Source organism: Paenibacillus allorhizoplanae (assembly GCF_927798215.1).
Classification (GTDB): Bacteria; Bacillota; Bacilli; order Paenibacillales; family NBRC-103111; genus Paenibacillus_E; species Paenibacillus_E allorhizoplanae.
Genome location: NZ_CAKMMW010000003.1, coordinates 127087 through 152965 on the forward strand (window position 1 = coordinate 127087; position 25879 = coordinate 152965).

The following is a 25879-nucleotide window of genomic DNA, read 5'->3' on the forward strand; positions in this document are numbered from 1 at the left end:
GGCTTTCAACCTTTTTCACCACAATAGAAAGTATAAGTTTTCGGTTCCCGAAAACAGCTTTCTATTTGGCGATAAAACCTACCACTAAACGCGGTCGCTCATCATTGAATGGCTTCGATAGAGGTTTTCTCATAAACAAGAGAGGATGATGGCTACATGAAGATGCAATGGATTCTAATCAGTGCTTTAGTGTTTGCTCTTATAACCGCAGTTTTTGCTGTCGTCAATGTGGAGCCCGTACAAGTAAACTTCATGTTCGTCACGACGTCCACACCTTTGATTCTCGTCATTTTAACCTCAACCTTATTAGGCGGTCTAATTGTTGGCCTCTTCGGCATGGTACGTCAATATAAGCTGCAGCGTAAAGTTAAACAGTTAGAGAAACAGCTACACGAAGCGCTTCATCCAACAGCCGTATCCACCACGGTTTCCGACCTAGAACAGAATGAGCCAAGTGTATAGACTTATTGAGACTTACTGAAAAACAACCATCAGAGAGGTAAGGTGCTCAGATAGAAGCATATTACCCCTCCGATTAATGAGGAAGTTGCGTTTACCACATCATTACTCATCCATCTCAGACCTCGAATTTGCCTAGCTTTCTGAGTACAATGTTCCTGCTTCTCAATTGTTTTACCGCAAACTTCACAATGAAACATCACCTGCAGCGTCGCCCCGAGCCAAGAGTCCATGAGAGATCCACCTAAGCCCGCAATTGCACCAACCGCAACTATGAACATGATTGAATTACTTATCTCCTGTGTCTCCCCTAGTTGATTGAAAATGCCCCCCACAAGTCCGATAAACGCTCCGCCGAGCAAGGAAGCTACGATTCCTAAACTTGTAATTCCTCCTGAAGTACCTGCAGCCACCTGCTTCCCATTCACAATAGACCGAGGAATCGACTTACTCAAGCCGCCAATTTCTGTTGCCCACGTATCCGCATTCACAGTTGCCATAACACCTATATACATATACCACCAGACAGGATCAGATAAGATCGCATTTCCGATACAAAGCAGCAATCCAAGCCCTCCATTGGCGGTAACTTGACCTGCATCGCGTCGCCCTCCTTTGGCATAACCACTTTCTGCTGCGGCCTTACGCTGATGTTTGAGTTTCGAAAGCAAGCTAGAAGAGATGAAGAACGCGATTAGTGTTCCGAACCACGCTAGACTCCCACACGCAAACATCGTCGTTCCTAGCAGCACCGCTGCTATCAGACCAGTTATAGATAAGGATTTCTTCCAATAGGCAGCACCTGCAATTATTACGCTTCCTATGAATCCATAGACTACCGGCATAAACAACATAAATAGGACTCTCCCTTTCATTTAGTTTCTACGCTCAAATTAATTATGTATATTGTATCACATTCGACTTAGTCAATTTATTATTGCATTTTGTAAAATTAATTCGACATTTTTCGGTTATTTCTGCAAATTGTTGACCATAAATATCCTATTTTATGATACTATAAAAGTGATAAGCGATAGGAGGCTGACATGGAGCAAGATCACTTCACTACCAATTCCACTTTCAAAAAAGACCTAGAACCCGAAGACATGCTGCGTGTCATTTTCGACTATGCTTCCAAGATTGCGAACGAACGTCTTCTTGATAACGTACTAATGCTGATGGCAGATATGGGGCGTGAGATGATTGTCTCCGACCGTTGTACCGTCTGGCTGCTCGATACACAAAAGAATGAGCTATGGTCTAAAGTGGCTCATGGTCTTGATGAAATCCGGATCCCAAGCTCAGCTGGCCTTGTCGGCTATGCCGTGACGAATGATCAAGCTGTCTTCATTCATGATGCTTATACCAATGAGGAATACAAATCTTATTTACAAAATGGCGCCATCCGTACAGACCAACAAACGGGTTATCGCACAAAAGCCTTAATGGTCATCCCCTTCCGGAATAGTCAAGGTGAGATTATGGGAGCTTATCAAGCCATTAATAAGCTTACAGCGAGCGAGCAATTCTCCGACAAAGATATGGAATATTTAACTTTGGCCTCTTCTTACGCTGGAAAATCATTGGAATCTGCCCTCCTAACGATGGAAATAGAGGAGACACAGAAAGAAATTATTTTCCGAATGGGGGAAATTGGTGAAAGTCGTTCGAAGGAAACGGGCAATCACGTGAAGCGTGTTGCCGAGTATTCCTATTTGCTAGCGCTTGAATTGGGTATGACTCAAGAAGAAGCTGAGTTATTGAAAATTGCTTCACCCATGCATGATATCGGCAAGGTAGCCATCCCTGATGCGGTTCTCAATAAGCCGGGCAAGCTGACCGAGGACGAGTTCAAACTCATGCAAAATCATACACTGATCGGCTATAATCTGCTTCGAAATTCCACCCGGTATATCCTCAAAACCGCCGCGGTCGTTGCTTATGAGCATCACGAGAAATGGAATGGTCGAGGGTACCCTCGCGGTATTAAAGGTGAAGAAATCCATATTTACGGTCGCATAACAGCGTTAGCTGATGTTTTCGATGCCCTTGGCAGTGACCGTGTTTACAAGAAAGCTTGGGAGCTCGATCGTATTCTCCGATTGTTTCAGGAGGAACGTGGAGAGCACTTCGACCCTGATGTGGTTGATGCCTTCTTCAAGCAATTACCTGCTATTCTCCGTGTAAGAGAGCAATACTCGGATGCAGCTTTAGCTAATCCAATTGAAACGAATACATAGAAAGCCAATGAAAAGGGCAGTTCCCAGAGGTCAAGTGACCTTGGAGAACTGCCCTTTTATGCTATAAATGAATGGAAAAAGCCCCAAATAGCTCTTCTCCCCAGTGCAACTCTAATCGGTCGCCGTCTTGGACAGGGCCTACACCTTCCGGCGTCCCCGTGAAAATGATGTCACCAGGACCCAATCCATAATGCTTCGCGATGTAATCGATGATGGTTTGAAGATCGAAAATCATATTAGAAATGTTCCCGTCCTGAACAACTTGCCCATTCTGACGAAGCTGGAAGTTCGATTTCGTCAATTCGGACGCACCAGGAAACGGACGGAACGTTGTGATTGGAGCTGACTTCAAGAACCCTTTGGCAGGCAGCCATGGTTGCCCCTTTTTCTTAATCACGTTCTGCACATCACGAAGTGTAAAATCAATTCCCAGTGCATATTGATCGACGATCTCATCGACTTTTATGCCTTCCGAGTACGGCTTTGAAATATGTAAGACGAGTTCCGTTTCATAGTGAATCTCACCTTGATCATTTGGGAGAGACAATGTGCTACCCTCCATTTGCACTAACGCATGAGTAGGCTTTGTGAAAATCATCGGTTGATCAGGGACGTCGTTCCCAAGTTCTGCAGCATGTGCACGATAGTTCCGTCCAACGCAATATATATTTCGAATCGTTGCTGTCATGTTAGATGAACACCTCTTCTATTTCTTATTCACATTGCCTTGCGCATCCACCGTGGCACCTATTGAAATTTTGCTTAATCGTTGAAATAACTTCGCTCCATCTTCCTCATTCATTGGAGTAGGCAAGGCTAATTTCGTCAAAATCGGCACTAGATGAATATTGCAGGACTTGTCCTTTGTACAAGCCGCTTCCAAGATGACGGTTTCCCAAGTTTTGGGCGTGTCATTTGTCGTAAAGATGAAGTTCCCTAAACTATAGGCAATCCATTTGCCTTTGTATTGTTCAAAGCCTTGCAGGACATGCGGATGTCCGCCTATAACAAGATCTGCCCCTGCATCAATGTAACGATGTGCGAGCTCTTTCTGATTTTTATCCGGATTGTCATCGCGTTCTACACCCCAATGAGCCACAACTACAACAAGATCAGCTGTTGCTTTGGCTTTCTCGATGGCTTCAACTGGCGGCTTATAGTTATACGTTTCGGCAACGCCAGGATGACCTGGTGCAGCTTTCCAAGACGCTTCTGGAACAACACGGCTGAAACCAAAAACAGCAATCTTCATGCCATCTTTTTCCACTATGGTTGGTTGGTAGGCTTCGGAATTATCCTTGCCAGCTCCTACTCGCTTAATGCCCTCTTGATCCAGTGCTTTCATCGTATCTAATAAGCCTTCTGATCCGTAATCCATGATGTGGTTATTGGCTAGGTTAACAATGTCAACACCTGCTTGTTTAAGCGGGGGCAATGCCTCAGGCGCAGAACGATACACGTACTCTTTGCTCTGAACGCTGCCTCTAGTCGTTATTGGTGATTCCAAATTTGCAATTGTAAAATCAGCTTTGGTCAAGAAATCTTTTACATTCGTGTACGGGTAATCATAGCCTTTTTGCTTAAGAATATCTTCCACTTTGGAGGCCATAATCACATCACCCACAAAAGTTAATTTCACTTGTGCGCCAGTTCCTACTTGCTGTACCGCTGCTGCATTCGCTGATGGTGTTGGTGTCGGGGTAACGACGGTAGAAGCTTTGGGACTTACCTGCACAGTCGAATTTCCATTCGAAGTGGAGGCCGATGGTTTAGGTGAAATAACAGCCATTGGTGTTGAAGCCGCTCCCTCTTCTTCCCCATTATTATAATTGGAGGATAAATAAGAAGCCCCGATTCCAATGGCAAAACAAGCAATCGCTGCAACTGTGAAGCCACCTAAAACTTTAAGTGAAGGCTTTTTGCTCGGATTTGATTCTTTTTTCGATTTACCGTGACGTTCTTGTCTAGATTCCAATTCAAACATTCCCCTTTCCCCCTACAAATTATAACAGATGTCGACATCGTTGGGTAATAGGAAGAGACTCACATTTTCAGAATGTCTACCATGTGGTATAACAGAAGCATTACGTAGGATAAGAAAGGACACGGGTCGCTTGGAGAAAATCGCCATTATTTCTGATATTCATGGAAACCTACCTGCCTTGGAAGCAGTGCATCACGATATTGAGCGTAGAGGCATTACACGTATCTTCTGTTTAGGCGATCTTGTTGGCAAGGGGCCAAGCTCTGCAGAGGTTGTTGACCTTACTAGATTGACTTGTGAAGCCGTTGTGCAAGGCAACTGGGATCTCGGCATCACGATGCCGCAGGAGCTTCCTGCTGGCTTGTGGCAGCAACAATCGCTTGGTGATGAACGGCTAGCCTATTTAAAGCAGCTTCCCTTCTCCATCGACGTGATGCTCAGCGGGAAACATATTCGCTTGTTCCATGCGTCGGCTCAGAGCGTCTTTCATCGATTGAAACGGGAAGCTTCGAAGAATGAGCGACTAGCGATGTTTGAAAATACAGAGATGACCGGAACCCCTCACGATGGAACTGAGCCGGATATCGTTGGTTACGGAGATATCCATATCCCGTATATGTTGACGTTGAGCAACCCTTCAGAGAGAGGTGAGCTGAGTGCGGGAGATGGGAAACGGAGTTTGCTGCTGAACGAGGATTCTGTGCAGTCTACAAGTCCGAGTAAAATGGAGAGCAGCGGGAGCCTGGGACAGCGGAGTGCAAGTGCGGGAGATCGCAGCGGGAGCCTGGGACAGCGGAGTGCAAGTGCGGGAGATCGCAGCGGGAGCCTGGGACAGCGGAGTGCAAGTGCGGGAGATCGCAGCGGGTTGCTGTTATTCAACGTAGGGAGCGTCGGTGTTCCCTACGACGGCATACCTCAGGCGTGTTACTGCGTGATCGAGGGAGAATCAGACCCTTCGGTTCAAGCAGGGGTTGCGCTGCAATTCGTGCGAGTACCCTATGATATGAAGCGAGCTGTCCAGATGGCTTACGACGCTCAGATGCCGGATAGTCGAAGGTACGAGTTGGAGATTACGACGGGATTGGTGCATTTGGACGTTTAATTTTGTGCTCCAGCCTACTCCTATCACACCACCTCCAAACAAGATAAATGGAAAATATCAAGACTAGCGAATTCGGAATGATTTTACCCTTGGATGAAAACTCATGGAAATTAATTCCACTATATGCTAATATAGGTGTACGATGGAAAGTGAGGCTTATCTGAATGAAGCTAAATTGGCGTAAAATCATACTGATTATCGTTTGTGCAGAATGTTTGTTTATCTACTGGAACAGCCTTAGCACGATGAGCTTCAAGAAACAACGTACAACGACTCACCTCGCACCTACCAAGCAACCTCAGGCACCATTAACACAAATTCAACCACAAATAAATGATACGAAAATGATCGATTCTGATTTACATACGAAGGATAAAGCCTCCTAGCAAGACGAAAGAGCGATCAGCTGCTAGCAGCGAATCGCTCTTTTTCTCAATTCATTTTATTTCACCCGAGCTAAAGCCAAACCATCATACGCCGGTAATATGGTGCTTTCCAGCCGCTCATCTGTCGCAATCCGCTGATTAAACGTTCGCATCGCTTGAACCGATGCCTTCGTTTGCTTCTCATCAACAACTTTACCGCGCATCAACGTGTTATCTCCAGCAATGATTGCACCTGGATTCGCCAGCTTGATCGCAAGCTCCAAGTAGTTCGGATAATTCACTTTATCTGCATCAATAAAGAAGAAATCGAAGCGCTCGCCCCGCTCCAACAGCTCATTCAAGTGATCGAGTGCTTCGCCAATCCGATACTCGACGAATTCACCTAGACCTGCTTCGGTCACGTTGCGTTTCGCCACATCCGCGAAATCTTGTTTCAGCTCTAGTGAAATGAGCTTGCCGCCCTCTTTCAACCCTCTAGCTAAGCAAATGCCACTGTATCCGCCTAACGCACCAATTTCCAACACTCGCTTCGCACCAATCATCGTAACCAGCATCGTTAACAATCTGCCATATCCTGGAGCGATAGAAATCTCAGGCATGTTGTGAGCAACAATGACCTCTTTCACCCGTGTTAGTACGGCATCTTCTTCATATAAACCTTCCATATAGCTTTCTGCAGTGACCGTTTCCATGTATTTGTCCTCCTAAATTCGCATCGTATATAGGTACTTTGCAATACCCGTTTGTAAGTGTAACCTATTTGTCCTATACTTGTTAATTGTATGAGTTTTCTGAGCGTTGTACAACCCGGATGGAAGGACTATACCTATGCCACAAAAAATTGAACTAATCGCCACTTGTCCGATGGGACTTGAGGCAATCGTTGCCCGCGAAATCCGTGACCTCGGTTATGAGGAAATGACCGTCGAGAATGGACGCGTCCGTTTCTTTGGTGATGAATTGGCCATCTGTCGGACGAATCTTTGGCTGAGAACAGCCGATCGCGTCCTCGTGCTAATGGGGCAATTCAAAGCAACAACCTTCGATGAGCTTTTCGAAGGCACCAAAGCTCTCGCTTGGCCAGACTGGATTCCGAATGATGCCGAATTCCCTGTCGAGGGGCGATCCCATAAGTCACAATTATCCAGCGTTCCCGCTTGCCAAGGGATCGCCAAGAAAGCTGTCGTTGAGAAGCTGAAGCAGCGTTACGGCACCGAATGGTTCCCCGAGAACGGAGCTCGCTACGTGATTGAAGTTGCGCTGTTGAACGATATCGCGACGCTAACGATCGACACGACCGGCCCCAGCCTTCATAAGCGCGGCTACCGTAAGCTCGTGACCGAAGCGCCGCTGAAGGAAACGATGGCGGCAGCTTTGATCCTGCTAAGCCGCTGGAACGTCGACCGGCCGCTCTACGACCCGTTCTGCGGGTCGGGAACCATCCCGATCGAAGCGGCGATGATCGGCTGGAACATCGCGCCAGGCCTGCGGCGCAGCTTCCCTAGTGAAGCTTGGGGGAACATTCCCCGCAAGCTGTGGGACAAAGCCCGCGACGAAGCGTTCGACGCGGTGAAAGACAACGTGCCGCTGCACATCGTCGGCAGCGATATTGATCCTGCTGCCATCGAAGTGGCAGAGGCGGCCGCCAAGGCAGCTGGACTGACGAAGCAGTTCCAGCTGAAGGTTGAGCCCATCGCCAAAGCGCGTCCGCGCGGCGACTATGGCTGCTTGATCACCAACCCGCCGTACGGCGAGCGTCTTGGTGAAGCACCGGATGTCGAGCTGGCGCTGCGCGAGCTCGGCGCTTTAACACGGCCGATGCCGTCGTGGAGCCTGTTCATCCTAAGCCCGAGCACGCAGCTCGAGCATTATATGAACCGCCGCGCTGATAAAAAGCGTAAGCTTTTTAACGGACGGATCGAATGTAATTTGTTCCAGTATCTAGGGCCTCTGCCTCCGCGGAGGTAAGGTTCGAATATAAATAAAACAGCGGCAGCGAGACTTTACGTCTTAGCTGTCGCTGTTTTTGGTTTACTCATACAGAGGCATACCATTCCCTTGCCAAGGTAACGGACACAGAAGCCCTTATTCGGCGAAACATCGCCGATTCAGTATACTAACGGACACCAGAGCTGCTATTCACCGTTTTTGGAGAAAATTCGCCCCCGAAATGGTAAAATAAGAGCTCTGGTGTCCGTTACACGCAAAAAGAAACAAATTACATAACAATAACGGCGCTGGTGTCCGTTAGCTCAGTTTTCATCGAACTAACCTCACGTTAGCTCTATTCTTGTGTCAGGTTCGTATTTACTAATGATGTAACCGTCATTGTTGGCATAATTACGAAGTGAGTATATGTTACCATCTTTGTCCACTACCACACTTAAAACCTGCGTTGCCCTGGCAATTGGCTTTCCGCCATCTGGATCCAGAACAAGGTTGTCTACTGTCGGTGTAGAAAGCTTTTTGGTTCAGTTACTGGGGCAACAATTGGCACATCCATGGTCAAAGTGATCGTTTGATGTTGGTTATTGTAAGTTACCGTTTGACCAAGTTGCTCTCCAACGAATCGCAGTGGAACCATCGTTACGCCATTTACGAGAACTGGGGCACTTTGCAACTCGTAGGTGTTCCCTCTGACCATTGCCATTACATCCTGAAACTTCAACACGATGGCTTGTCCACCAGCTTCAGCTCGAATATATGTAGGCGTGCTAGTGACCATGAACACGAAACAACAAGCGGATAGGAAAACATTTCTTATTCTCATTAAAAAACCTAGCCTTTCACGCAAAATGATTTCATCTATCCAACAATCTCCACCAATTCCAACGGCAGTCCATCCGGATCCGCGAAAAACGTGTACAGATTCCCCGTAATCGGATCAACCCGTACCGGCTCAACCGGAATGCCTTTGCTTTCTAATTCTTGTACGCTTTGCTCCATATTAGATACAACGAAGGCCAGATGACGTAGTCCCCTCGCTTCGGGTTGATTCACGCGCAGGGGCGGATTCGGAAAAGAAAACAATTCAATTTCCTGTGCGGTATCCCCAATGCGCAAATCCAATTTGTACGAGTCTCTTTCAGCGCGATACGTTTCGTGAATGACGGTTAGTCCGAGTAAATCAACATAGAAATGCTTCGATTGCTCATAATTCGAACAAATAATCGCAACGTGATGCATCTGTTTTAATTCCATTGAATATGGCCTCCTTACATAGAAAAACCGCACGCTGGGCTGCTTCCCCGCTGCGGCTTGTCCTTTTATTTTAACCTGCTGCTTGCATCGTTTCAACGATTTTGTGTAGAACCTCGTCGGCTTGCGCATAATCCACTTGGCAAGTCCCTGCAGCGTGATGCCCACCCCCGCCATGTTGAAGCATTAAATCGCCAATGTTTGTTTGTGCCGTGCGATTGACAATGCTGTGCCCGCAAGCAAATACGCAGTTCTGCTTGTTTCGGCCATCAACAATCCAAATCGAGGTGTTTTGCTCCGGATAGAGCGCATAGACCATGAAACGATTCCCTGGATAGATCGTCTCCACATCGCGAAGATCCGTAATGACGACATTTCTCTCAACCCGTGTGTAGATTTTCAACATGTCCCGGTATAGCGCATCTAGTTCAAAATAACGAGCTACACGCTCTTTCACATCGGGCAACTCCATGATCTCGCCAACGGATTTCGTTGCACAATGCTCCACTAGATCCTCCATCAACTGGTAGTTGCTGATGCGATAATCCCGATAACGACCTAACCCCGTTCGAGCGTCCATGATAAACGAAAGCAAATCCCAACCGCTCGGATTCAAAATATCCTCTTTGCTAAATTGTGCGGAGTCCGCTTTATCTACACCAAGCATAATATCGTCGATATCGCCGAAGGTTTCTTTTCCACCGTAGTAATCATAGACAACTCGTGCAGCACTTGGAGCAAGCCGCGTTTCACCTTTGAACGTTACGGATTCCCCCATCCGTGTGATTTCGCTGGAGTGATGATCGAACCATAAACCACAGCCTGCGACATAGGGTACATTAGCCAAAATATCATTCTCAGTAACCTCAATTAAACCGTCTTGCATATCTTTGGGATGGACAAATTTCATTTCATCCACCATATTTAATTGTTTGAAGAGCATCGCGCATACTAAACCATCGAAATCGGAACGTGTGATCAATCTCATGCCATGCATCTCCTTTAATATAGTTCTTAAGAACTATGAAATGTGATGGTCATATTATATCAGCTAGTATAGATAGGTGACAATGAGAAAATCACCAGGTCTACCTATGCCTGATCTTCCAGTGACAAAAAAAAGAGCGATCCACCTAGATAGGTTGAACCACTCTCAATTTGGATGATAGACATTGCAAAAGTCTTGTGACAAACCCTTCGATTTGAGCCATCGGAGGCATTTTCACAGAAAGCTTCACTTCGCCTTTCCAGTAAAAAATCAGAATGCTATTGTTTCTCCCGTGAAACATCTCAACATCCCAACACGCTTCATTTAATGCATATTCTTCTCGGTTAATCATAAGCTTAGGTCCATCCGTGGATGGCACCAATCGTGCAACATGGTTACCGCATAACGATGTTGCTTTCTGTTCATCCTGCAATTTTACTTCCGATTTCATGCCGCTAGGGCCTCCTTTGTACGTGTCATTCCATTTGATTCATTTGCTTCGCTATGACAGAGAAAAAACCCCACCGTAGTGAACCGACTAGAGGGGTTCTGAAGTGAATTCCCAATCGTTCGGCGGCTGGCTGGCTGCTTGTCCTTTGCAGGAGAAGTAAGGCCCCTGTAGCTTTGCGTCACTGGCTTTCGCCAGCTTTGCCTTTGTCGAGATGATGTGCACAATCTTTTTAGATGAATCCTTCAAATAATTCTTACTATACTCTCAAGGATAAGGGATGACGATTTGAAATCGAATAGTTCGTAAGAACTATTTTTACGAAATCCATCAAAATATTTGCATTTTCGACGATATTTTCGCAGTATTTCGACGTTTTGTGCCTCTCCAATAGAAAATCGAGCCCATCATCGACAAAATCGCTATCACGAGAAAGAGCGTGCTGCCGCCATAGGAAACTAATAAAAAGCCACCAACCCATGGCCCCATAAAGTGACCGATGTTCGTTAATGTTTGAGCACCGTAGTAGGTTCCACGCATATGTTCAGGAGCTAGCTTATCAATCAACATGTTCGCGGCAGGATAATTCAGAATTTCACCAAACGTAAAAATCCCCATTGAAACAATCAGCCATGCCAAAGTGTGTGAAAAGGCAAATCCGATATCGCCTAATGCGAACATAAAGTTGCCAACAACGATAGCCGTTAGAGGAGAATACTTTTCAGCCCATCTCCCCAAAGGGACCTGCATCGCAATGACGACAATGGCATTGGCGCTCATGAGAATAGCAAACATTTTGACCCCATTAGCAAAATCCCTTTGTAAGTACTGCGACAATGTCACCATAACCTGTGAATAACCAATTGCTCCGATAATCCCCCCGATAATGTATAAACGGAAAGTAATGTCCTTACGAATAACACCTATCGCAGAACGGAAAGTAACGATTGATTTCTTCTCACCTTCAATTTTCTTAATCCCGAACTTAATGAGAAGGGCGTAAAGTGTTATGCCATAGATTAAATAAATGATGCCTGTGAGCAGAAAGGGTAAGGCTCCGTTCATTGTGGCAAAGAAAGCACCTAGTAATGGACCGACAGCTACACCCACGTTGATCGCCATGTACCGAAGAGAAAATACTTGTCGTCTTTTGGAGGGCTCTGTTAGATCCGCCATTAACGCTTGCGATACGGGCTCGTAAAAGGAACGGCAAAGTCCATTCAGCATATTGAGCAGCATAAATAAGACCGGTAATTTAACAACACCGAAGCCGAGGAATACGAACCCCCACCCAAAAAGTGCCGCTAGCATAATCACGCGTCGACCAAATCGGTCTGACAAAGTACCTCCGATAAAACCGCCGAACGTTCCAGCTAATGCACCCATTCCTATTACAATACCAATGAGCCCAGGGCTCATATCAGAGTGCTTCGCCAAGTAGATAGCTAGGAACGGCAAACTCATGGAAGAAGCAGCCCGGGCCATGACCGTACCTAAGATAAGCGTATGTACGATTGGATGATAGGCTTGAAGAAATTGACGCATACGATTCATAGACGAAGACTCCTCTCGCTGACACACGAATTACCCTATGGTTAATTAATAACCGAATTCCAATTATACACGAAAATAGCGAATTGTGTCGTCATTTTAGACAGCGAAGTTTACCTTTCTCTATCGCCATCTCACAGATGGTATTTATTGGGTAGAAAAATTATAATAACGATATGGAGGTGCTTGCATATGAAAATAGCGATCACAGGTGGCAGCGGGTTTATTGGAAAACGATTAATCGCTTACTGGTTGGGACAAGGTCACGAACTTATTAATATATCACGCTCATCTTCGAAGCAGGTACCAGGTGTTAGAACGTTAACATGGGGCGAGTTGGAGCGAAATACGGAACTCCTTGCAGGTCTAGATGCCATTGTAAATTTGGCGGGTGAATCCATCAGTCAGCGTTGGACGCAAGCAGCTAAGACGCGAATTGTACAATCCCGCTTGCAAGCGGCTGAGCATGTAGCCAAGCTAGTCGCGACAATGGACCCCAAGCCTAAGGTCGTTGTGAATGCATCAGGCATGTCGTACTACGGTATTTCGGAGACGGAAACCTTTGACGAGACGAGTCCTTATCGACAAACGGACTTCCTAGCCAGCGTAGTCAAGCAATGGGAAGCTGCGGCTGATCTTATCCAAGGAACACGTATCGTGAAAGTGCGGGTTGGACTTGTGTTGGATAATAAAGAAGGTGCCTTCCCCAAGATGGCACTTCCTTATAAGCTTGGAGTAGGCGGAACAGTTGGCAGCGGCAGGCAGTGGCATTCGTGGATTCACATCGATGATATGGTGAGACTAATTGATTTTTGCGTTCAAAATGACTCGATTGTTGGTCCGGTTAACGCCACGGCTCCAAATCCGGTTACGAATAAGCAATTGGGACGCGCGATTGCGACTGCCATACGAAGACCCAATCTCTTCCCTGTTCCGGCATTTATGATGAAGTTGATTTTTGGCGAACTTTCAGTACTGCTTCTGGAGGGTCAGAAGGTCATTCCTCGTGTATTGCAAGAGCATGGTTTTGAGTGGCGCTTTCCTTGGCTGGCAGATGCATTAGAAGATTTGGCAAAAAAATAGCTTCCCTTCCAAATTAAAATTGTGTACAATTAAATTGTGAGAAATATTAGTTGCGGAAGGTAGTGTCACTATGAGTGTACATCAATTTCAAGTGAAGACGATTCGCGGTGAGGACAAATCTCTTAGCGATTACAAGAACCAAGTCCTGCTTATTGTAAATACCGCGACGAAATGTGGATTAGCTCCACAATTCCAAGGACTTCAAGAGTTACACGACACCTATAAAAATCAAGGCTTTAGTGTCCTAGGTTTTCCCTGCAATCAATTCAGGGATCAGGAGCCTGGCGATAACAAGCAAGTTGAAGAGGCGTGCCAGCTTAATTTCGGTGTTAATTTCCCGCTATTCGCCAAGATCGATGTGAATGGCTCTGATGCCCATCCGTTGTATCGTTATTTGAAGAGCAAGGCATCTGGCCTATTCGGATCTGGCATCAAGTGGAATTTCACCAAATTCCTAGTCGATGGAAACGGTAATGTGATCAAGCGCTTCTCTCCAACTACGAAACCGCATAAGATCGACCGTGAAATTCGTAAGCTTCTAGAGAAATCACCCGTTCACGCCTAATTCCTAGCTTATAAATATGAAAAAAAAGCATCCTGTCCCATTGGACGGATGCTTTTTTCTTATTTCACGTATTTTTTTGCTTTCTCAATGGCTTCGTCTTCCGTTGCGCCCGTAATGTAACGGCCATTAATAAAGATGAATGCGAATCTCGAACATGGACCGCAATACGATTTGCACGCAACTTTGACTTCCGTGTCCGGTGCAATGGCACTTATTTTGGCAAGCGCCGATTTCACCTTCATGTGTTTGCATTTATCACAAATGCGAATATCATTCCGCATTAGTGGTCTCCGTGGTTCCCCTTACTTGGGTTAGTAATCATGAAGCCTTCTTCTGGTGTGTAGAAGTAGTCGATACGGATACCGTCTAGAAGCGGCTCGGATTGATCTAACAAAACATCAATTCCTTTGTCCGTGTTTACTACAACATCATTTTCTGTTTTATCATCAAGACCCAAACCATAGTGAGCATGATCACCATGCTTATGCGTCACTTGTACGCGAACCAACAAACCTTGGTTTTCTTCTTTATTGAGCTCCAATTGAAGTACTTTTGCTGCATTACGAGAAATTTTGACATTCATATGTACACATCTCCTGAAACAATAAATTTTAATTTTAACTCTATTGTAAAGAATCTAGCGCATGAAATCAACCTCGTCCTAATCTGCCCTTCTATTGCCAAATTCCATAAGGAACTTTAAAATACATAGTAGTATGAGTATTAATCCCTTATTACAAAATGTTAACTTACTAACCTAAAAGTAAGTACCCTACACGATTTTGATGAAAGGAAGCGATCTCATGTCCACTCTTGAAAATGAAAAAGTCGCTCCACTTAGCAACTATGTTCCCAAAATCCCCAAAGAAATCGAGTGTTCCGTCGAACGAACTTTGGAGGTTATTGGCGGGAAATGGGCATTTCTTGTACTTCGTGAATTATTCTGTGGAACGAAGCGTTTCGGAGAGCTGCAGCGCCAAATTACGGGCATCAGTCCCAAATCCCTTACGGATATTTTGCGCCATCTGGAAGAACATGGGGTTCTCGAGCGCATGGCGTTCCCTACAGTTCCTGTTACAGTTGAGTATACCTTGACACCAAAAGGGCAGGATCTGCATCAAATTATTAGAGAGATGAAGCTTTGGTCAGCAAAATGGACATAATGAACAATTAGGGAAGCTAGCTGAAGAGGAGAGAAACTTGATGATTACTATTAAAACAAAAGAACAAATTGAAGCCATGGGGAAAGCAGGCCGAATCCTTGCCGATTGTCATAAAGAAATCGCGAAAATGATTCGCCCGGGCATTACATCGTGGGAAATCGATCAATTTGTCGAAGGCTTTCTGGCCAAACATGGCGCTACACCTGAGCAAAAAGGGTATCACGGCTATCCCTACGCAACCTGTGCTTCGGTAAATGACGTCATTTGTCATGGCTTCCCAAAGAAAGAGCCGCTCAATGATGGTGACATTGTTACGATTGACATGGTCGTTCGGGTCGATGGGTGGTTAGCAGATTCCGCTTGGTCTTACGCGGTTGGTACGATTTCACCTGTTGCTGAGAAGCTCCTGCAAGTTACCAAGGACTCCTTATATAAAGGTATTGAAAAAGCTGTGGTCGGCAATCGGATCGGCGATGTCGCCAACGCTATCCAAGTCTACGCGGAATCGCAAGGCTTCTCCGTTGTTAGGGACTTCATCGGTCACGGAATCGGCTCCGAGATGCATGAAGAGCCTCAAGTGCCGCATTATGGACCTGCTGGCAAAGGTCCGCGCATCAAGGAAGGCATGGTTTTCACCATTGAACCGATGTTGAATGTTGGTAAATATCACTCCAAAGTTGACCAAGATGGATGGACAGCTAGAACGTACGATGGCAGTTTATCTGCACAATACGAGCACACGATTGCCATCACAAGTAACGGACCGATTATTTTAACTGAACAATAACGATCTGGAGGAAAAGGGATGCTTTCTTTTTACAAGAAATATTGGCGAACGGTATTCGACATAGGGCTCATCGTATTAACCGTCTACTTATTCATGCTGCTATTCAGTTATTTATACGCCATCGCCACGCCAATCTTCTTGGCCTTGATTATTTTCATGATGATCGAGCCCCTGGCTCGGTTCTTGAATCGCAAAGGCATGCGTAAATCGCTTGCCTCCGCCATTTCCACCTTGGTTTTCGTCTTGATCATCCTAGGTGCGTTGGCTGGGGCAGTCGTCATCTTCACCAGTCAGATTATGAGCCTTGTGGATAAAATCGATGACTACGCAGCGATTTTCAATGAGCAAATCATTCATCGGATTGCTGAGTTAAATGATCGATTCCAAGCCCTGCCCGATGATGTGACTGGCAAAGCCAAAGATTATGCTGGCCAATTTGCTGGCAAAGCGTCTACGTTCCTTGTCGCCTTTTTATCAGGCTTGGTCGCTTCCCTGACCTCCTTCTCCACATTCATGTTCAATTTCATCGTCGGCATTATTCTCGCATACTTCTTAAGCATCGAAATTGAATCTTGGAAACGTATTGCAAGTGAGCAAACACCGAACACCTTCAAGTCCGCCTTCTTTTTTCTCAAAGAAAATGTCGTGAAGGGGATCGTATCTTACGTAAAAGCACAAGCCAAGCTCATCACATTAACGTTCATCGTTGTTTTTATTGCCTTGCTCGTACTGAATGTCAATAATGCATTTTCTATCGCGCTGTTGTCAGCGATTTTCGATGTCCTACCCTTGCTCGGTGTTTCCACTTTATTCATCCCGTGGATTATCTACTTGTTCATCGTTGGCAATACGACGTTGGCCATTTGGCTAAGTTCACTGCTCCTCGTCGTGATTCTCGTCAGACAAATTATGGAACCCAAAATCACAGGTGAATCCTTAGGGGTATCTGCATTTACAACCTTAGCGTTTATGATTATTTCCTTATCCCTCTTTGGGGTAGCCGGGGTGATTCTCTCGCCGGTGCTGATCATTCTGATCAAAGCCTTACATACGCAAGGATATTTACAGCGTTGGATCCGTAAGCCGGAGAACGAATATACAGAAGGAAAACTGCCGTATACGGGCAATTGAAAGAGGAGCTAAGCGAGTTCAATCGCTTAGCTCCTTTTCTTTTTGCCACCAGCCGTTATACCCGATGCATGCTGCGATAGATCGAGGGGGCCATGCCGATTTTGCTCGTAAACACACGACTTAGATAAAAGCCATTCTCATACCCGCATTGAGACGCGATCACGTCCAACGTGAATGTCGTACTTTCTAATAGATGCCTCGCTCGTGTTAACCGCAAGTCATTAATAAATTCTGTTGGTGTTTGGGCAAAGGCTTTTCGAAACCTACGGGTAAATTGAACAGGCGTCAAATCTAGTCTCTGAGCCAAATTCAACATCGAAAGATTACTGTAGGCATGATCAGTAAGGAACCCCCGTGCTTGATCCATCTGTTCATCCATAACCGTCTCAGGGGGACTCTCCTGAATCAACCTCTCCATTTGTACCATTCGGAAGAGATCATTCACAAGGTGCAGCTTATGCTGTGTGCTCTCTTCATCCCACCCCTGCATAGATCGCAAATAGCGATAACTGGATGTCAGTCGTGGCAGGTCTTGTACGGACAGCTTTCCCGTCCAGGTAGCTTCATGTTCCATATGGGGCTCCCCTATAAACTGTATAAAATGAAAAGTCAGCGGCTCGATCGTTTTTCTACGAAACACGGTTCGAGGAGGGCAAAGCACCAGATCTCCGACTCTAGCCTCACCTTGCTCCGTTCGAATTTCATAGAAGAAGCTCCCCTCCTCCACCGCAAACAACGTCCAGCATGGATAGTCATCACGCTCAAACATAAATTCTTTTTTCTGATGCCAATACACATGAGATAAGAGTTTCAAGGCTGGATCGCGATACACCATATCTCACTCTCCATTTAATGAAATAAAGTATATGATAATTGTAACTCACTGTATGTTAAAAGGATATCACCTATTTTAAAATGAAAGCATAGATATTCTAATACTAGTGAGGTGCTCATAATGAAGCATGAAATCGTTACATCTGATATCACGGTCGTTGGCGGTGGCTTGGCAGGCGTTTGTGCAGCAGTTGCTGCAGCACGATTAGGTCAAACTGTTTCTCTAGTCCAAAATCGGCCTGTTCTTGGCGGAAATGCAAGCAGTGAAATACGCGTGTGGGTGTGTGGTGCCACCTCCCATGGTGTCCATCGCAACGCCCGGGAAACCGGCATTATGGGTGAACTATTTGTCGAGAATCAATATCGCAATATCGATGGCAACCCTTATATCTGGGATTTGGTTGTGCTTGAGAAAGTGAAAGCTGAGCCCAATATTACGTTGTTTCTCAACACAGATGTACATGAGGTCGATGCGTCAGGCGATGACGACCATCGTACCATTCAAGCCGTCACAGGTTGGATGATGGGCTCGGAACGAAGAATTCGTTTTGAAAGTCGTGTTTTCCTCGATTGTACGGGGGATGGTCTAGTTGGCTTCCTAGCAGGTGCTAAATTCCGTATTGGCCGCGAAGCTCAACATGAATTTAACGAAGAATGGGCACCACTCGTGCCAGATGATATCACGCTAGGAAGCACACTTCTCTTTTACACCAAGGATGCCGGTCGTCCCGTGAAATATATCGCACCGAGTTTTGCTAAAGATATCACGCAAACTTCAATTCCCATGAAACGTGTCATTCGCAGTGGTGATAATGGTTGCGCTTACTGGTGGATTGAATGGGGCGGGGAGCATGACACCGTCCATGATAATGAGCGAATTCGAGATGAACTCTCCTCTGTTATCTATGGGATTTGGGATTATATCAAAAACTCTGGGAAATTTGACAGCGCCAATCTAACCTTGGAATGGATCGGGTCGATTCCAGGGAAACGGGAATACCGCCGCTTCGTCGGGGACTATGTCCTGAATCAAAATGACGTGATTGCCCAAGAACTGTTCGAGGATCGCGTCGCCTTCGGCGGCTGGTCAATTGATTTGCATCCACCGCAAGGCATGTACGCCACTGCCAAAGGCTCTAAACATATGCATATGGATGGCTCCTACCATATCCCTTTCCGTTCCCTCTATTCGACCAACGTGTCGAATATGCTTATGGGTGGACGCAATATCAGTGCGTCCCACGTTGCTTTCGGTACAACACGTGTCATGGCGACATGTGCGGTTATTGGCGAAGCTGCGGGCACTGGCGCCGCGCTTTGTGCAGCCAAAGGGATCTCGCCGCGCGAGCTGCACAGCGAGCACTTGAGCGAGCTGCAGCAGACGCTGCTGCGACAGGATGCATCGATTCTCGGTGTAGCGAATACGGATGAGGCAGATCTCGTGCGCAGCGCGGCTTTGACGGCCTCTAGCACGCTGACAGAGCTTGCTTTGGAGCAGTCGGCTGGTCTTTATCCTTTGAACACACATGTAGCGCTTCTAGTGCCTGTAGATCCGTTTATAAATGGCATTGCGTTATTCATCGACACTACTGCTGCTACAGAGCTTACTGTCGAGCTGTGGAACACTGGTAAGCCGCAGAATTATGTCCCACATGCTTTGGTTTCATCGGTTGTAGTGCCCGTTAGTGAAGGATCCGAGCAATGGGTCACTGCTGCTTTGCAATGGGAACCTGAGCATGCTCAAAATGCCTTCATCATTCTTAAAAGTAATCCATCTGTATCCGTTCATCTGTCGAGTCGTCCGCAGTCTGGCGTGCTATCCTTCAAGCATGATGCAACTTCAGCGGATACCGTGGATTTCGGGGATATGCACCATCATCAACCGGTGATTGACTGGAGTCCAAGAGGCTTCCTTCGGAAGCCGATTTGCTTCCGACTTCTCTCTCCTACTTCCGCCTTCACGGCTGAGAAAGCAGCAGACGGCCATAAACGGCCTTACGGTAGCCCGCATCTGTGGTCTTCCGCTGGAGGCAGTGGTGCTGAGGAATGGCTCGAAGCCAGCTGGACGGAAACTCATAGCATTAGGGAAGTGCATGTGACGTTCAACGATGACGTCAACGAGGATCTAATTAACTTGCATCACCATCGGACCGAATTCGAAATCATCCCTGAACTCGTTAAGGATTATCAAGTGCAAGCTTGGGTTGGGGATTCATGGACAACGGTTGTTGAGGCGACTAACAATCATACTCGGCACCATGTTCATGTGTTAGACAGCGCTGTATCAACGAACCGTCTGCGTGTCGTAGTGGCGTCAACGAATGGCTCTGCGCATGTAGAAATCGTGGAATTACGTTGTTATCGTTAAAATAGTGTGAATGAAAGAACCGATATCGCCATGTGCCTCATGGTTGAGATCGGTTCTTTTTATGCTGACTTGAATAATGGTCCTTTGTTTGCTCGTATAGGTGTTAAGGCACTCGGACAAGCCCACTTAATTACTTGAAAAATAGGCTCGCTTTGCTCTTGTTTAACCTTACATGATGTGTTATATTAAAAGTGCGTAGAATCAAGGTTTTCGCTTTTAAAAGCTGACATAGGAGTGATGAAAATGTTACAAATTCCGCATGGCGAAGAAATTATTCGTGTTGAAATGACAGTTAAGGAAGCGCTTGCACTAACTGGAACGAAATTTGCCCAAAGCAACAAACTTGAGACAGACGCAATGAAGAAGCTCAAACAATCTTTAGCAGATAAATTACTCACACCAAACCATTAATTCATACACATATGGAGCCCCGCGAGATTATCTCGTGGGGCTTTTTATTGATGTCCTAGAGGGATCTACAGGAAATTCGGATCCACGGTAAACTTGAATTAACTGGAAATAGTACAGCTATTCTAGCGAAATCAGCCCCAAAATTCAATTTAGATGGCAAATAGGTAGTTAATTCTGCCTCATTCGATCCTATTTGCAAAAACGCAGCTAATTAGCTGTAGTATATAATCCATCTAAACATTATTTCGGCCGATATTCTAATGATTTAGCTACATAAAATCCATCTATTCGTGACAATCAGCGGGTTACTAGGAGTTCGAGGGAGGCTGGAGGTGTCGGAGTTTCGGGAGTGCGCGAGTTGCGGGTGTAGTTGGAGTTTTGGGAGTTGTTGGAGTTGCGCTTGTTCGGATTGTTGAGAGTAGTTAAAAGACAAAAAATCCACCCCTCCAAGGGGCGGATCCTGGTTAGTTGATTTTCCTACGTGTCAAAATACACGGCACACCTCTGCCGACAGCCCCAGGCTGTGACATCATATCTAGATAGCGCATGCCCCTTGCGCAAGGTGTTTTGCACACCGAACAAGTGGCAGATTCAACTATCCTCATCGTGTATTGAGCACGGGATGAAAGTTCCTTTTTCTTCTTAACAACTTTGCCTTTACCTTTAGGTGGTGCCATGTTCACGCCTCCCCAACAGCTTCCTTTCCTCAGTATATGATGTCTGGGCAAAGTCGGTTCGTAGCGAAGGCAAGCAAGTTGAAGAAACTTGTCTTGAGATTATAATTCCAAAGCCGTCAATAAGATAGGAACAACTTCCTCATAAAGTAAAGCAAAGCTTTCCACAGGCAGCGGATTTACGCCTAATCCTACCTCGACTGTAAAGCCTGGGCGCCGAAAATGTTGAATGAACCAATCTTTATACCCCGCGTCACTGCCTGTAAGCTTCACAGCCTCGTAATTACTGGCTAATGCCAATCGCTCTGCAAGTGCTTCAGCTTCAGCTGGTTCATAATCACGGTAATTCCAATAAATTTCTCTCCCCTGTGTATGTAAGGCAACCACAAGCTCGAAGTCATGGCACTCGGTGAACCGCGCTAATGCCGCGGCTTCAGGTTCAGATAGTGGAGCTTCACCTCCATAATCACGCTCGCTTGGTCCATCGAGTTCTCTTCGCAGCTTCTCTTCCTCCCAATGGGCAGGGAATTGATCATTGAGGTCTACACCGCGTATATTCGCCTTCCAATTTATAAACGATAAGGAGCCTTTATTCCACGCCAACAATGCTTCACGATGCGGATGTTCCTCGGGCAGTCCATATAAAACAAGCTCAACCCCGTCTGGATTGACCATAGGCACGACCCACAAAGCATACTCTGACAAAATACGTCTAACATTACGTCCCTGCCATGCCGTCCCTCTTGCATACGCACATGCCAGGTCTTCAACAAATTGCATTAGCAAGGGGGCTGTTATCCATTCATTCGCATGCATGGCTGCATTAAAATGGATTTCCTTCGTACCGTGCCCGATACGCAGCGCATGAATGTCCCTCCCCATCGCACTTTGGCCTATACACGCTGTTTGCAAAAATGGATATATTTTGCCTAAACGATTCAGCTCCTGTGCCAACGTCTGATAGCCATATCCTAACACACAACCACCTGCCTTTTTACTTCTTTCATATGGCTATGCTTATGCCTTGATCGCAGGAATCATGCGGTATCTCGGTTTCGTGAGATGAAATAAAAATAGACCCATAAGGGTCTATTTCGTTCACTTAAATAATAGTCGGCACCTGCCACACGACAGGCATAAAAGAAATATATTCCTTGAGCCAATTCTCCGCAATCTGCCGGAAAACAGTTGGCGTACCACTGCAGAAAAACTGATGAACCGGTATTTCATTGGATTCCGTTTGCATGCTTCTCTGAGAAAGGATCGTACTTATATCTCTGGCTGTCTCTTCGGCCGAAGAAATTAATGTCACTTTAGGCCCCATAACTTGAGAAATGGATTCCATCAGAAATGGATAATGGGTACATCCCAAAATTAAGCAATCAATCGGCTTATCTTTCAAAGGACTCAGGGATTGCTCCACGATAGAATGAGCACGATCACTACTAAAAAGTCCTCTCTCAACAAATGGAGCTAGTAACGGACACGCCTCACTATAGACTTGGATATCAGGCGTAATCTGCTTCAACGCTGTTTCATATGCTTGACTGCGAATCGTTCCATCGGTGCCAATGACACCGATCATACCGCTTCGAGTCATTTTGATTGCTGCTCTAGCTCCTGGTGAAATCACGCCTACCACAGGAATAGAGACACGCGCACGTATGTCTTCAATTGCAACCGCAGTTGCCGTATTACAGGCAATCACAATCATTTTGGGATTAAACTGAAGTAAGTAGTCTACAATTTGACGAGTAAAGTGACGAACTTCACTAGCAGGTCGGGGGCCGTAGGGGCTCCTGGCTGTATCTCCAAAATAAATGACCTTTTCATGCGGCAGCTGTTTCATGATTTCTTTTACAACAGTTAACCCTCCGACTCCGGAGTCCAGTACGGCTATCGCTTGCTGCACACATATCCGCTTCCTTTGCCGGTTGATGAATTGATATAAACCACATGGTTAGGATATGTGCGGCCAAGCTTAAAGGTACCAAGAGTACTACACAGATTTGGACCTAATCTTTTTACTTTTTCGGCTGAAGCTCGGTTACAAGTCCGAATTCATACCCTCTCTTTTTGATTTCTTTACAAATCCGATCCAGCGCCTGCATGTTCTCAACAGAACCCTGATGCATCAAAATCACGTTACCATCATGCAAATTATTCATAATATCGTTGTACGGATCCTCAGCGCCATTCGCTCTAGGCTCCCAATCACGCATGGCTGTAGACCAGAACACAGAAGTATAGCCCATGTCAGAAACCAAACTTAAATTATGAGCATTATAGTGCCCGTAAGGGAAACGGAAATAGTTCCCGACCTCTTTACCGGTGATTTGCTTATAGACGACTTCAAAATCCTTAATTTCCTTGCGTATCTGATCATCCGTCAAGTCATTAAAATCCGTATGTGTCATGGTGTGGTTCGCTACATAATGACCGTCAGCCACAATTCTTTTCAAATAGTCTGGGTTCTTCTTGATGTTGTTTCCTGTGATAAAAAAGTTCGCTTTCACATTGTTCTCTTTGAGTGATTTCAGCATGAGATCAACCTCAATGAGCGGTCCTCCTGCATCAATGGTTAAATAGACCTTTTTCCCTGTCCCAACCCAGACCGCTTTCTGGTCACTGGTAAAGGATTTGGTTTCATGCGGAAAATCAGGAACTTGCCCTGTTTTTTTCTTCATATAGTACCATGAATAAGGTGTTCGATCAGCTGGCAAAGGTTTCGTTTTAGCAGGATCAGCTGTGGCTTTAGGGGTTGCACTAGGTGTCGGTGTAGCTGGTGACGCACTCGGCACAGTCGTTGGCTGTGGAGTTGGCGCAGGTGTCGTTGTTGGCGATGGTCTAACGGTTTGTGTGGGAGAAGGTGTTGGCGAAAATCTAGGAGAAATAACTGGACTGGCTTTGGAAGCCGCTTCCGTACCTACAGGAGCAGTTAGGCTTATATCTGCACAACCGACCAACGAAACACTCAGTACGATCAGCAGTGCAGCTTTATGGGTATGTTTAATCATGAGATACACCTCGAGATGGGAATGGATTCTTCTTCCACCCTATTCGACAGTGAATGACAAATTACCTGCCTAACAATTGATTTTCGGGCTTATTTTGTAGCGCGATAAGTCAAGTATTGTAGAACGGTAAGTAGGATAAACGCTGTTCCTGCCAGCATCGGAATCGTTATAAATCCAAGCCAGTTTAAATAATCGGTATCACAAGCAATGGGACCGCAACCTGTACCCGTTTCTTTGAAAACACCCATTTGTAATAAAACATGATAGATGGAGATGCATGCTCCCCAAATCGTTAACGGCAACACGTAGATCGTTAATTTGTAATCTCTACGAACAGCTGCAATGCCAAGAATTACGACCAATGGATACATAAGAATTCGCTGATACCAGCAAAGTTTGCATGGTGCAAAATGCAAGATTTCCGAAAAATATAAGCTTCCTAGTGTCGCTACTAAGGCAACTAGCCATGATATATGCATGCCGTTGTCTCTCAGCCATTTTTTAAACATGACGAAATCGTCCCCTTTCTACTCCCCTATTATAAAAAAATAGAAGTAAGAAGTCACGGGATTGATTCTCGCGACCTACCAAATTCGCAATTTACTTACGAATCATATAAGATGTTCACATTCTACTCAGGTAATTAGTACCAATAAGTGCTATAAACGTTTCTATTTTGAGCCAATTCAATTACAATTAACATATGGAGGGATTCCTATGATGAAGCAATTTGAAGGATTCGGTAAATTTTTGGAGAGCTTACGTGGAAAGATGTCCTTACGTGAAGCTGCCAACAAGAGTGGCCTGTCCCATGCCTATATTCGAGATTTAGAATTAGAACGTAACCGTTCGACGAATGAAAAGATTAAGCCATCCCCTGTCACATTAAAGAAACTGTCGGATGCCTATAAGTTTTCGTATACAGATCTTATGGAGAAAGCTGGATATCTTGAAAAAGGTATCCCAGATAGTCAATCGGCACCGCCCACACTGCCCCTAGCAGACATCCTTTTTATAGAAATTGGATCTACCGAAATGACCTATCATACACGTATCGGTAATCGCACGATTCCCATGCAGTCACTATTAGATTTCAGTCATTTCTTAGACCAACTAGAAGATCAAGGGTTTAAGAAAATGGATACGGATCTATTCGTCAATTTATCTCACGTTAAGAAATATGATGCACAAGCAGGTAAACTATATTTCGATCCGCTAGGTGTGAGTCTGAGTGTGACGATTGCTGCCCTGCGCCAAAAGAAATACCATGATCTTATTTTACGCAGTGTCGCCTATCATTCAGGGAACGATCTTGAATATCATTTTGAAAAAAGCACGGGTAAAGACTCTCTACTTGCTTCACTTCAACGACAAAATTGAGCATTTTACAAAAAAAGGAGATAATTTCAGGGAATTCTGAAACTTATTCTCCTTTCTTTTCGTCTTATTAGTTGACAGTGTGGACTTGATTTGTGTTAGAGAGGATAGAT

The 25879-nt window shown here is 45.5% G+C and carries 31 protein-coding genes and 1 riboswitch; of the genes, 14 read left to right on the top strand and 17 right to left on the bottom strand.

Annotated features, from left to right (window positions below; all coding sequences use genetic code 11):
• Positions 1-156: 156 nt before the first annotated feature.
• Positions 157-462 (top strand): LapA family protein, encoded by a 306-nt coding sequence (locus L6I86_RS06800; protein WP_236285832.1) that lies wholly within the window; start codon positions 157-159, stop codon positions 460-462.
• 29 nt (positions 463-491) lie between these two features.
• Here L6I86_RS06800 and L6I86_RS06805 read toward each other — a convergent pair whose 3' ends face one another.
• Positions 492-1304 (bottom strand): DUF92 domain-containing protein, encoded by an 813-nt coding sequence (locus L6I86_RS06805; protein ID WP_236286321.1) that lies wholly within the window; start codon positions 1302-1304, stop codon positions 492-494.
• Between the two features lie 201 nt (positions 1305-1505).
• Here L6I86_RS06805 and L6I86_RS06810 point away from each other — a divergent pair, with 201 nt between their 5' ends.
• A complete protein-coding gene (locus tag L6I86_RS06810; protein WP_236285833.1) occupies positions 1506-2699 on the top strand; it encodes an HD domain-containing phosphohydrolase in 1194 nt (397 codons plus the stop codon).
• 61 nt (positions 2700-2760) lie between these two features.
• Here the strand turns inward: L6I86_RS06810 and L6I86_RS06815 are convergent, their stop codons facing one another.
• Together L6I86_RS06815 and L6I86_RS06820 are read right to left on the bottom strand one after the other, a co-directional pair.
• Positions 2761-3387 (bottom strand): fumarylacetoacetate hydrolase family protein, encoded by a 627-nt coding sequence (locus tag L6I86_RS06815; RefSeq protein WP_236285834.1) that lies wholly within the window; start codon positions 3385-3387, stop codon positions 2761-2763.
• A gap of 18 nt (positions 3388-3405) precedes the next feature.
• Entirely contained in the window at positions 3406-4683 is a 1278-nt protein-coding gene (locus L6I86_RS06820) for a CapA family protein (protein WP_236285835.1), read from the bottom strand.
• A gap of 130 nt (positions 4684-4813) precedes the next feature.
• Between L6I86_RS06820 and L6I86_RS06825 the strand changes: the two genes are divergently transcribed.
• Both L6I86_RS06825 and L6I86_RS06830 read left to right on the top strand, forming a co-directional pair.
• Positions 4814-5785, top strand: coding sequence for a metallophosphoesterase family protein (locus L6I86_RS06825; protein WP_236285836.1), 972 nt, complete (start codon positions 4814-4816; stop codon positions 5783-5785).
• 164 nt (positions 5786-5949) lie between these two features.
• The gene (locus L6I86_RS06830; protein WP_236285837.1) at positions 5950-6171 is read left to right on the top strand and encodes a hypothetical protein; all 222 of its coding nucleotides are present in this window, start codon (positions 5950-5952) and stop codon (positions 6169-6171) included.
• 56 nt (positions 6172-6227) lie between these two features.
• On the opposite strand, the gene L6I86_RS06835 is transcribed toward L6I86_RS06830, so the two are convergent.
• Complete coding sequence (locus L6I86_RS06835; RefSeq protein WP_236285838.1) at positions 6228-6863, bottom strand: O-methyltransferase; 636 nt, start codon at positions 6861-6863, stop codon at positions 6228-6230.
• A 136-nt stretch (positions 6864-6999) separates the two neighbouring features.
• On the opposite strand from L6I86_RS06835, the gene L6I86_RS06840 reads away from it, so the two are divergent.
• Positions 7000-8139 carry a THUMP domain-containing class I SAM-dependent RNA methyltransferase gene (locus L6I86_RS06840; RefSeq protein ID WP_056616402.1) on the top strand — a complete coding sequence of 380 codons (1140 nt, stop codon included), beginning with the start codon at positions 7000-7002 and terminating at the stop codon, positions 8137-8139.
• A 475-nt stretch (positions 8140-8614) separates the two neighbouring features.
• Here the strand turns inward: L6I86_RS06840 and L6I86_RS06845 are convergent, their stop codons facing one another.
• The 5 genes from L6I86_RS06845 to L6I86_RS06865 all read right to left on the bottom strand — a co-directional run bounded on the left by L6I86_RS06845 (position 8615) and on the right by L6I86_RS06865 (position 12359).
• Positions 8615-8941: a copper amine oxidase N-terminal domain-containing protein gene (locus tag L6I86_RS06845; protein WP_236285839.1), complete on the bottom strand. Its 327-nt coding sequence runs from the start codon at positions 8939-8941 to the stop codon at positions 8615-8617.
• Between the two features lie 35 nt (positions 8942-8976).
• Positions 8977-9372, bottom strand: a complete 396-nt coding sequence (gloA2, locus tag L6I86_RS06850) for an SMU1112c/YaeR family gloxylase I-like metalloprotein (protein WP_236285840.1) — start codon at positions 9370-9372, stop codon at positions 8977-8979.
• A gap of 70 nt (positions 9373-9442) precedes the next feature.
• A complete protein-coding gene (locus L6I86_RS06855; RefSeq protein ID WP_236285841.1) occupies positions 9443-10357 on the bottom strand; it encodes an exopolyphosphatase in 915 nt (304 codons plus the stop codon).
• Between the two features lie 145 nt (positions 10358-10502).
• A complete protein-coding gene (locus tag L6I86_RS06860) occupies positions 10503-10808 on the bottom strand; it encodes a hypothetical protein (RefSeq protein WP_171633998.1) in 306 nt (101 codons plus the stop codon).
• 118 nt (positions 10809-10926) lie between these two features.
• Positions 10927-11020, bottom strand: a riboswitch (cyclic di-GMP riboswitch).
• Positions 11021-11135: 115 nt separating this feature from the next.
• Positions 11136-12359 carry an MDR family MFS transporter gene (locus tag L6I86_RS06865; RefSeq protein WP_236285842.1) on the bottom strand — a complete coding sequence of 408 codons (1224 nt, stop codon included), beginning with the start codon at positions 12357-12359 and terminating at the stop codon, positions 11136-11138.
• A gap of 189 nt (positions 12360-12548) precedes the next feature.
• Between L6I86_RS06865 and L6I86_RS06870 the strand changes: the two genes are divergently transcribed.
• A complete protein-coding gene (locus tag L6I86_RS06870) occupies positions 12549-13439 on the top strand; it encodes a TIGR01777 family oxidoreductase (protein WP_236285843.1) in 891 nt (296 codons plus the stop codon).
• A gap of 70 nt (positions 13440-13509) precedes the next feature.
• A complete protein-coding gene (locus tag L6I86_RS06875) occupies positions 13510-14004 on the top strand; it encodes a glutathione peroxidase (protein ID WP_236285844.1) in 495 nt (164 codons plus the stop codon).
• Between the two features lie 59 nt (positions 14005-14063).
• Here the strand turns inward: L6I86_RS06875 and L6I86_RS06880 are convergent, their stop codons facing one another.
• Together L6I86_RS06880 and L6I86_RS06885 are read right to left on the bottom strand one after the other, a co-directional pair.
• Complete coding sequence (locus tag L6I86_RS06880) at positions 14064-14285, bottom strand: YuzB family protein (protein ID WP_028556521.1); 222 nt, start codon at positions 14283-14285, stop codon at positions 14064-14066.
• A complete protein-coding gene (locus tag L6I86_RS06885) occupies positions 14285-14587 on the bottom strand; it encodes a HesB/IscA family protein (protein WP_056616419.1) in 303 nt (100 codons plus the stop codon). Before L6I86_RS06885 ends, L6I86_RS06880 begins: the two co-directional genes overlap by 1 nt.
• 220 nt (positions 14588-14807) lie before the next feature.
• Here L6I86_RS06885 and L6I86_RS06890 point away from each other — a divergent pair, with 220 nt between their 5' ends.
• The 3 genes from L6I86_RS06890 to ytvI are packed head-to-tail and all read left to right on the top strand — an operon-like array spanning position 14808 to position 17085.
• Positions 14808-15167: a winged helix-turn-helix transcriptional regulator gene (locus L6I86_RS06890; RefSeq protein WP_056616422.1), complete on the top strand. Its 360-nt coding sequence runs from the start codon at positions 14808-14810 to the stop codon at positions 15165-15167.
• Between the two features lie 40 nt (positions 15168-15207).
• Positions 15208-15954, top strand: coding sequence for a type I methionyl aminopeptidase (map, locus tag L6I86_RS06895; RefSeq protein ID WP_236285845.1), 747 nt, complete (start codon positions 15208-15210; stop codon positions 15952-15954).
• Between the two features lie 18 nt (positions 15955-15972).
• Positions 15973-17085, top strand: a complete 1113-nt coding sequence (gene ytvI / locus L6I86_RS06900; RefSeq protein WP_171633992.1) for a sporulation integral membrane protein YtvI — start codon at positions 15973-15975, stop codon at positions 17083-17085.
• A 55-nt stretch (positions 17086-17140) separates the two neighbouring features.
• Here ytvI and L6I86_RS06905 read toward each other — a convergent pair whose 3' ends face one another.
• The gene (locus L6I86_RS06905; protein WP_236285846.1) at positions 17141-17920 is read right to left on the bottom strand and encodes an AraC family transcriptional regulator; all 780 of its coding nucleotides are present in this window, start codon (positions 17918-17920) and stop codon (positions 17141-17143) included.
• Positions 17921-18040: 120 nt separating this feature from the next.
• On the opposite strand from L6I86_RS06905, the gene L6I86_RS06910 reads away from it, so the two are divergent.
• From L6I86_RS06910 to L6I86_RS06915, 3 genes are all read left to right on the top strand, one after another.
• A complete protein-coding gene (locus L6I86_RS06910) occupies positions 18041-20287 on the top strand; it encodes an FAD-dependent oxidoreductase (RefSeq protein ID WP_236285847.1) in 2247 nt (748 codons plus the stop codon).
• A gap of 6 nt (positions 20288-20293) precedes the next feature.
• Positions 20294-20425, top strand: a complete 132-nt coding sequence (locus L6I86_RS35635) for a hypothetical protein (protein ID WP_276574809.1) — start codon at positions 20294-20296, stop codon at positions 20423-20425.
• Positions 20426-20530: 105 nt separating this feature from the next.
• Complete coding sequence (locus L6I86_RS06915) at positions 20531-20698, top strand: hypothetical protein (protein ID WP_162261632.1); 168 nt, start codon at positions 20531-20533, stop codon at positions 20696-20698.
• Between the two features lie 464 nt (positions 20699-21162).
• On the opposite strand, the gene L6I86_RS06920 is transcribed toward L6I86_RS06915, so the two are convergent.
• From L6I86_RS06920 to L6I86_RS06940, 5 genes are all read right to left on the bottom strand, one after another.
• Entirely contained in the window at positions 21163-21375 is a 213-nt protein-coding gene (locus tag L6I86_RS06920) for a hypothetical protein (protein ID WP_056616437.1), read from the bottom strand.
• Positions 21376-21474: 99 nt separating this feature from the next.
• Positions 21475-22350: a M14 family metallopeptidase gene (locus L6I86_RS06925; RefSeq protein WP_236285848.1), complete on the bottom strand. Its 876-nt coding sequence runs from the start codon at positions 22348-22350 to the stop codon at positions 21475-21477.
• 124 nt (positions 22351-22474) lie between these two features.
• On the bottom strand, positions 22475-23284 hold the full coding sequence (racE, locus tag L6I86_RS06930) for a glutamate racemase (RefSeq protein ID WP_236285849.1): 810 nt from the start codon (positions 23282-23284) through the stop codon (positions 22475-22477).
• 112 nt (positions 23285-23396) lie between these two features.
• The gene (locus tag L6I86_RS06935; protein ID WP_236285850.1) at positions 23397-24389 is read right to left on the bottom strand and encodes a polysaccharide deacetylase family protein; all 993 of its coding nucleotides are present in this window, start codon (positions 24387-24389) and stop codon (positions 23397-23399) included.
• Positions 24390-24478: 89 nt separating this feature from the next.
• Complete coding sequence (locus L6I86_RS06940; RefSeq protein ID WP_236285851.1) at positions 24479-24898, bottom strand: disulfide oxidoreductase; 420 nt, start codon at positions 24896-24898, stop codon at positions 24479-24481.
• 208 nt (positions 24899-25106) lie between these two features.
• On the opposite strand from L6I86_RS06940, the gene L6I86_RS06945 reads away from it, so the two are divergent.
• Entirely contained in the window at positions 25107-25769 is a 663-nt protein-coding gene (locus tag L6I86_RS06945) for a helix-turn-helix domain-containing protein (protein ID WP_236285852.1), read from the top strand.
• Positions 25770-25879 lie beyond the last annotated feature (110 nt).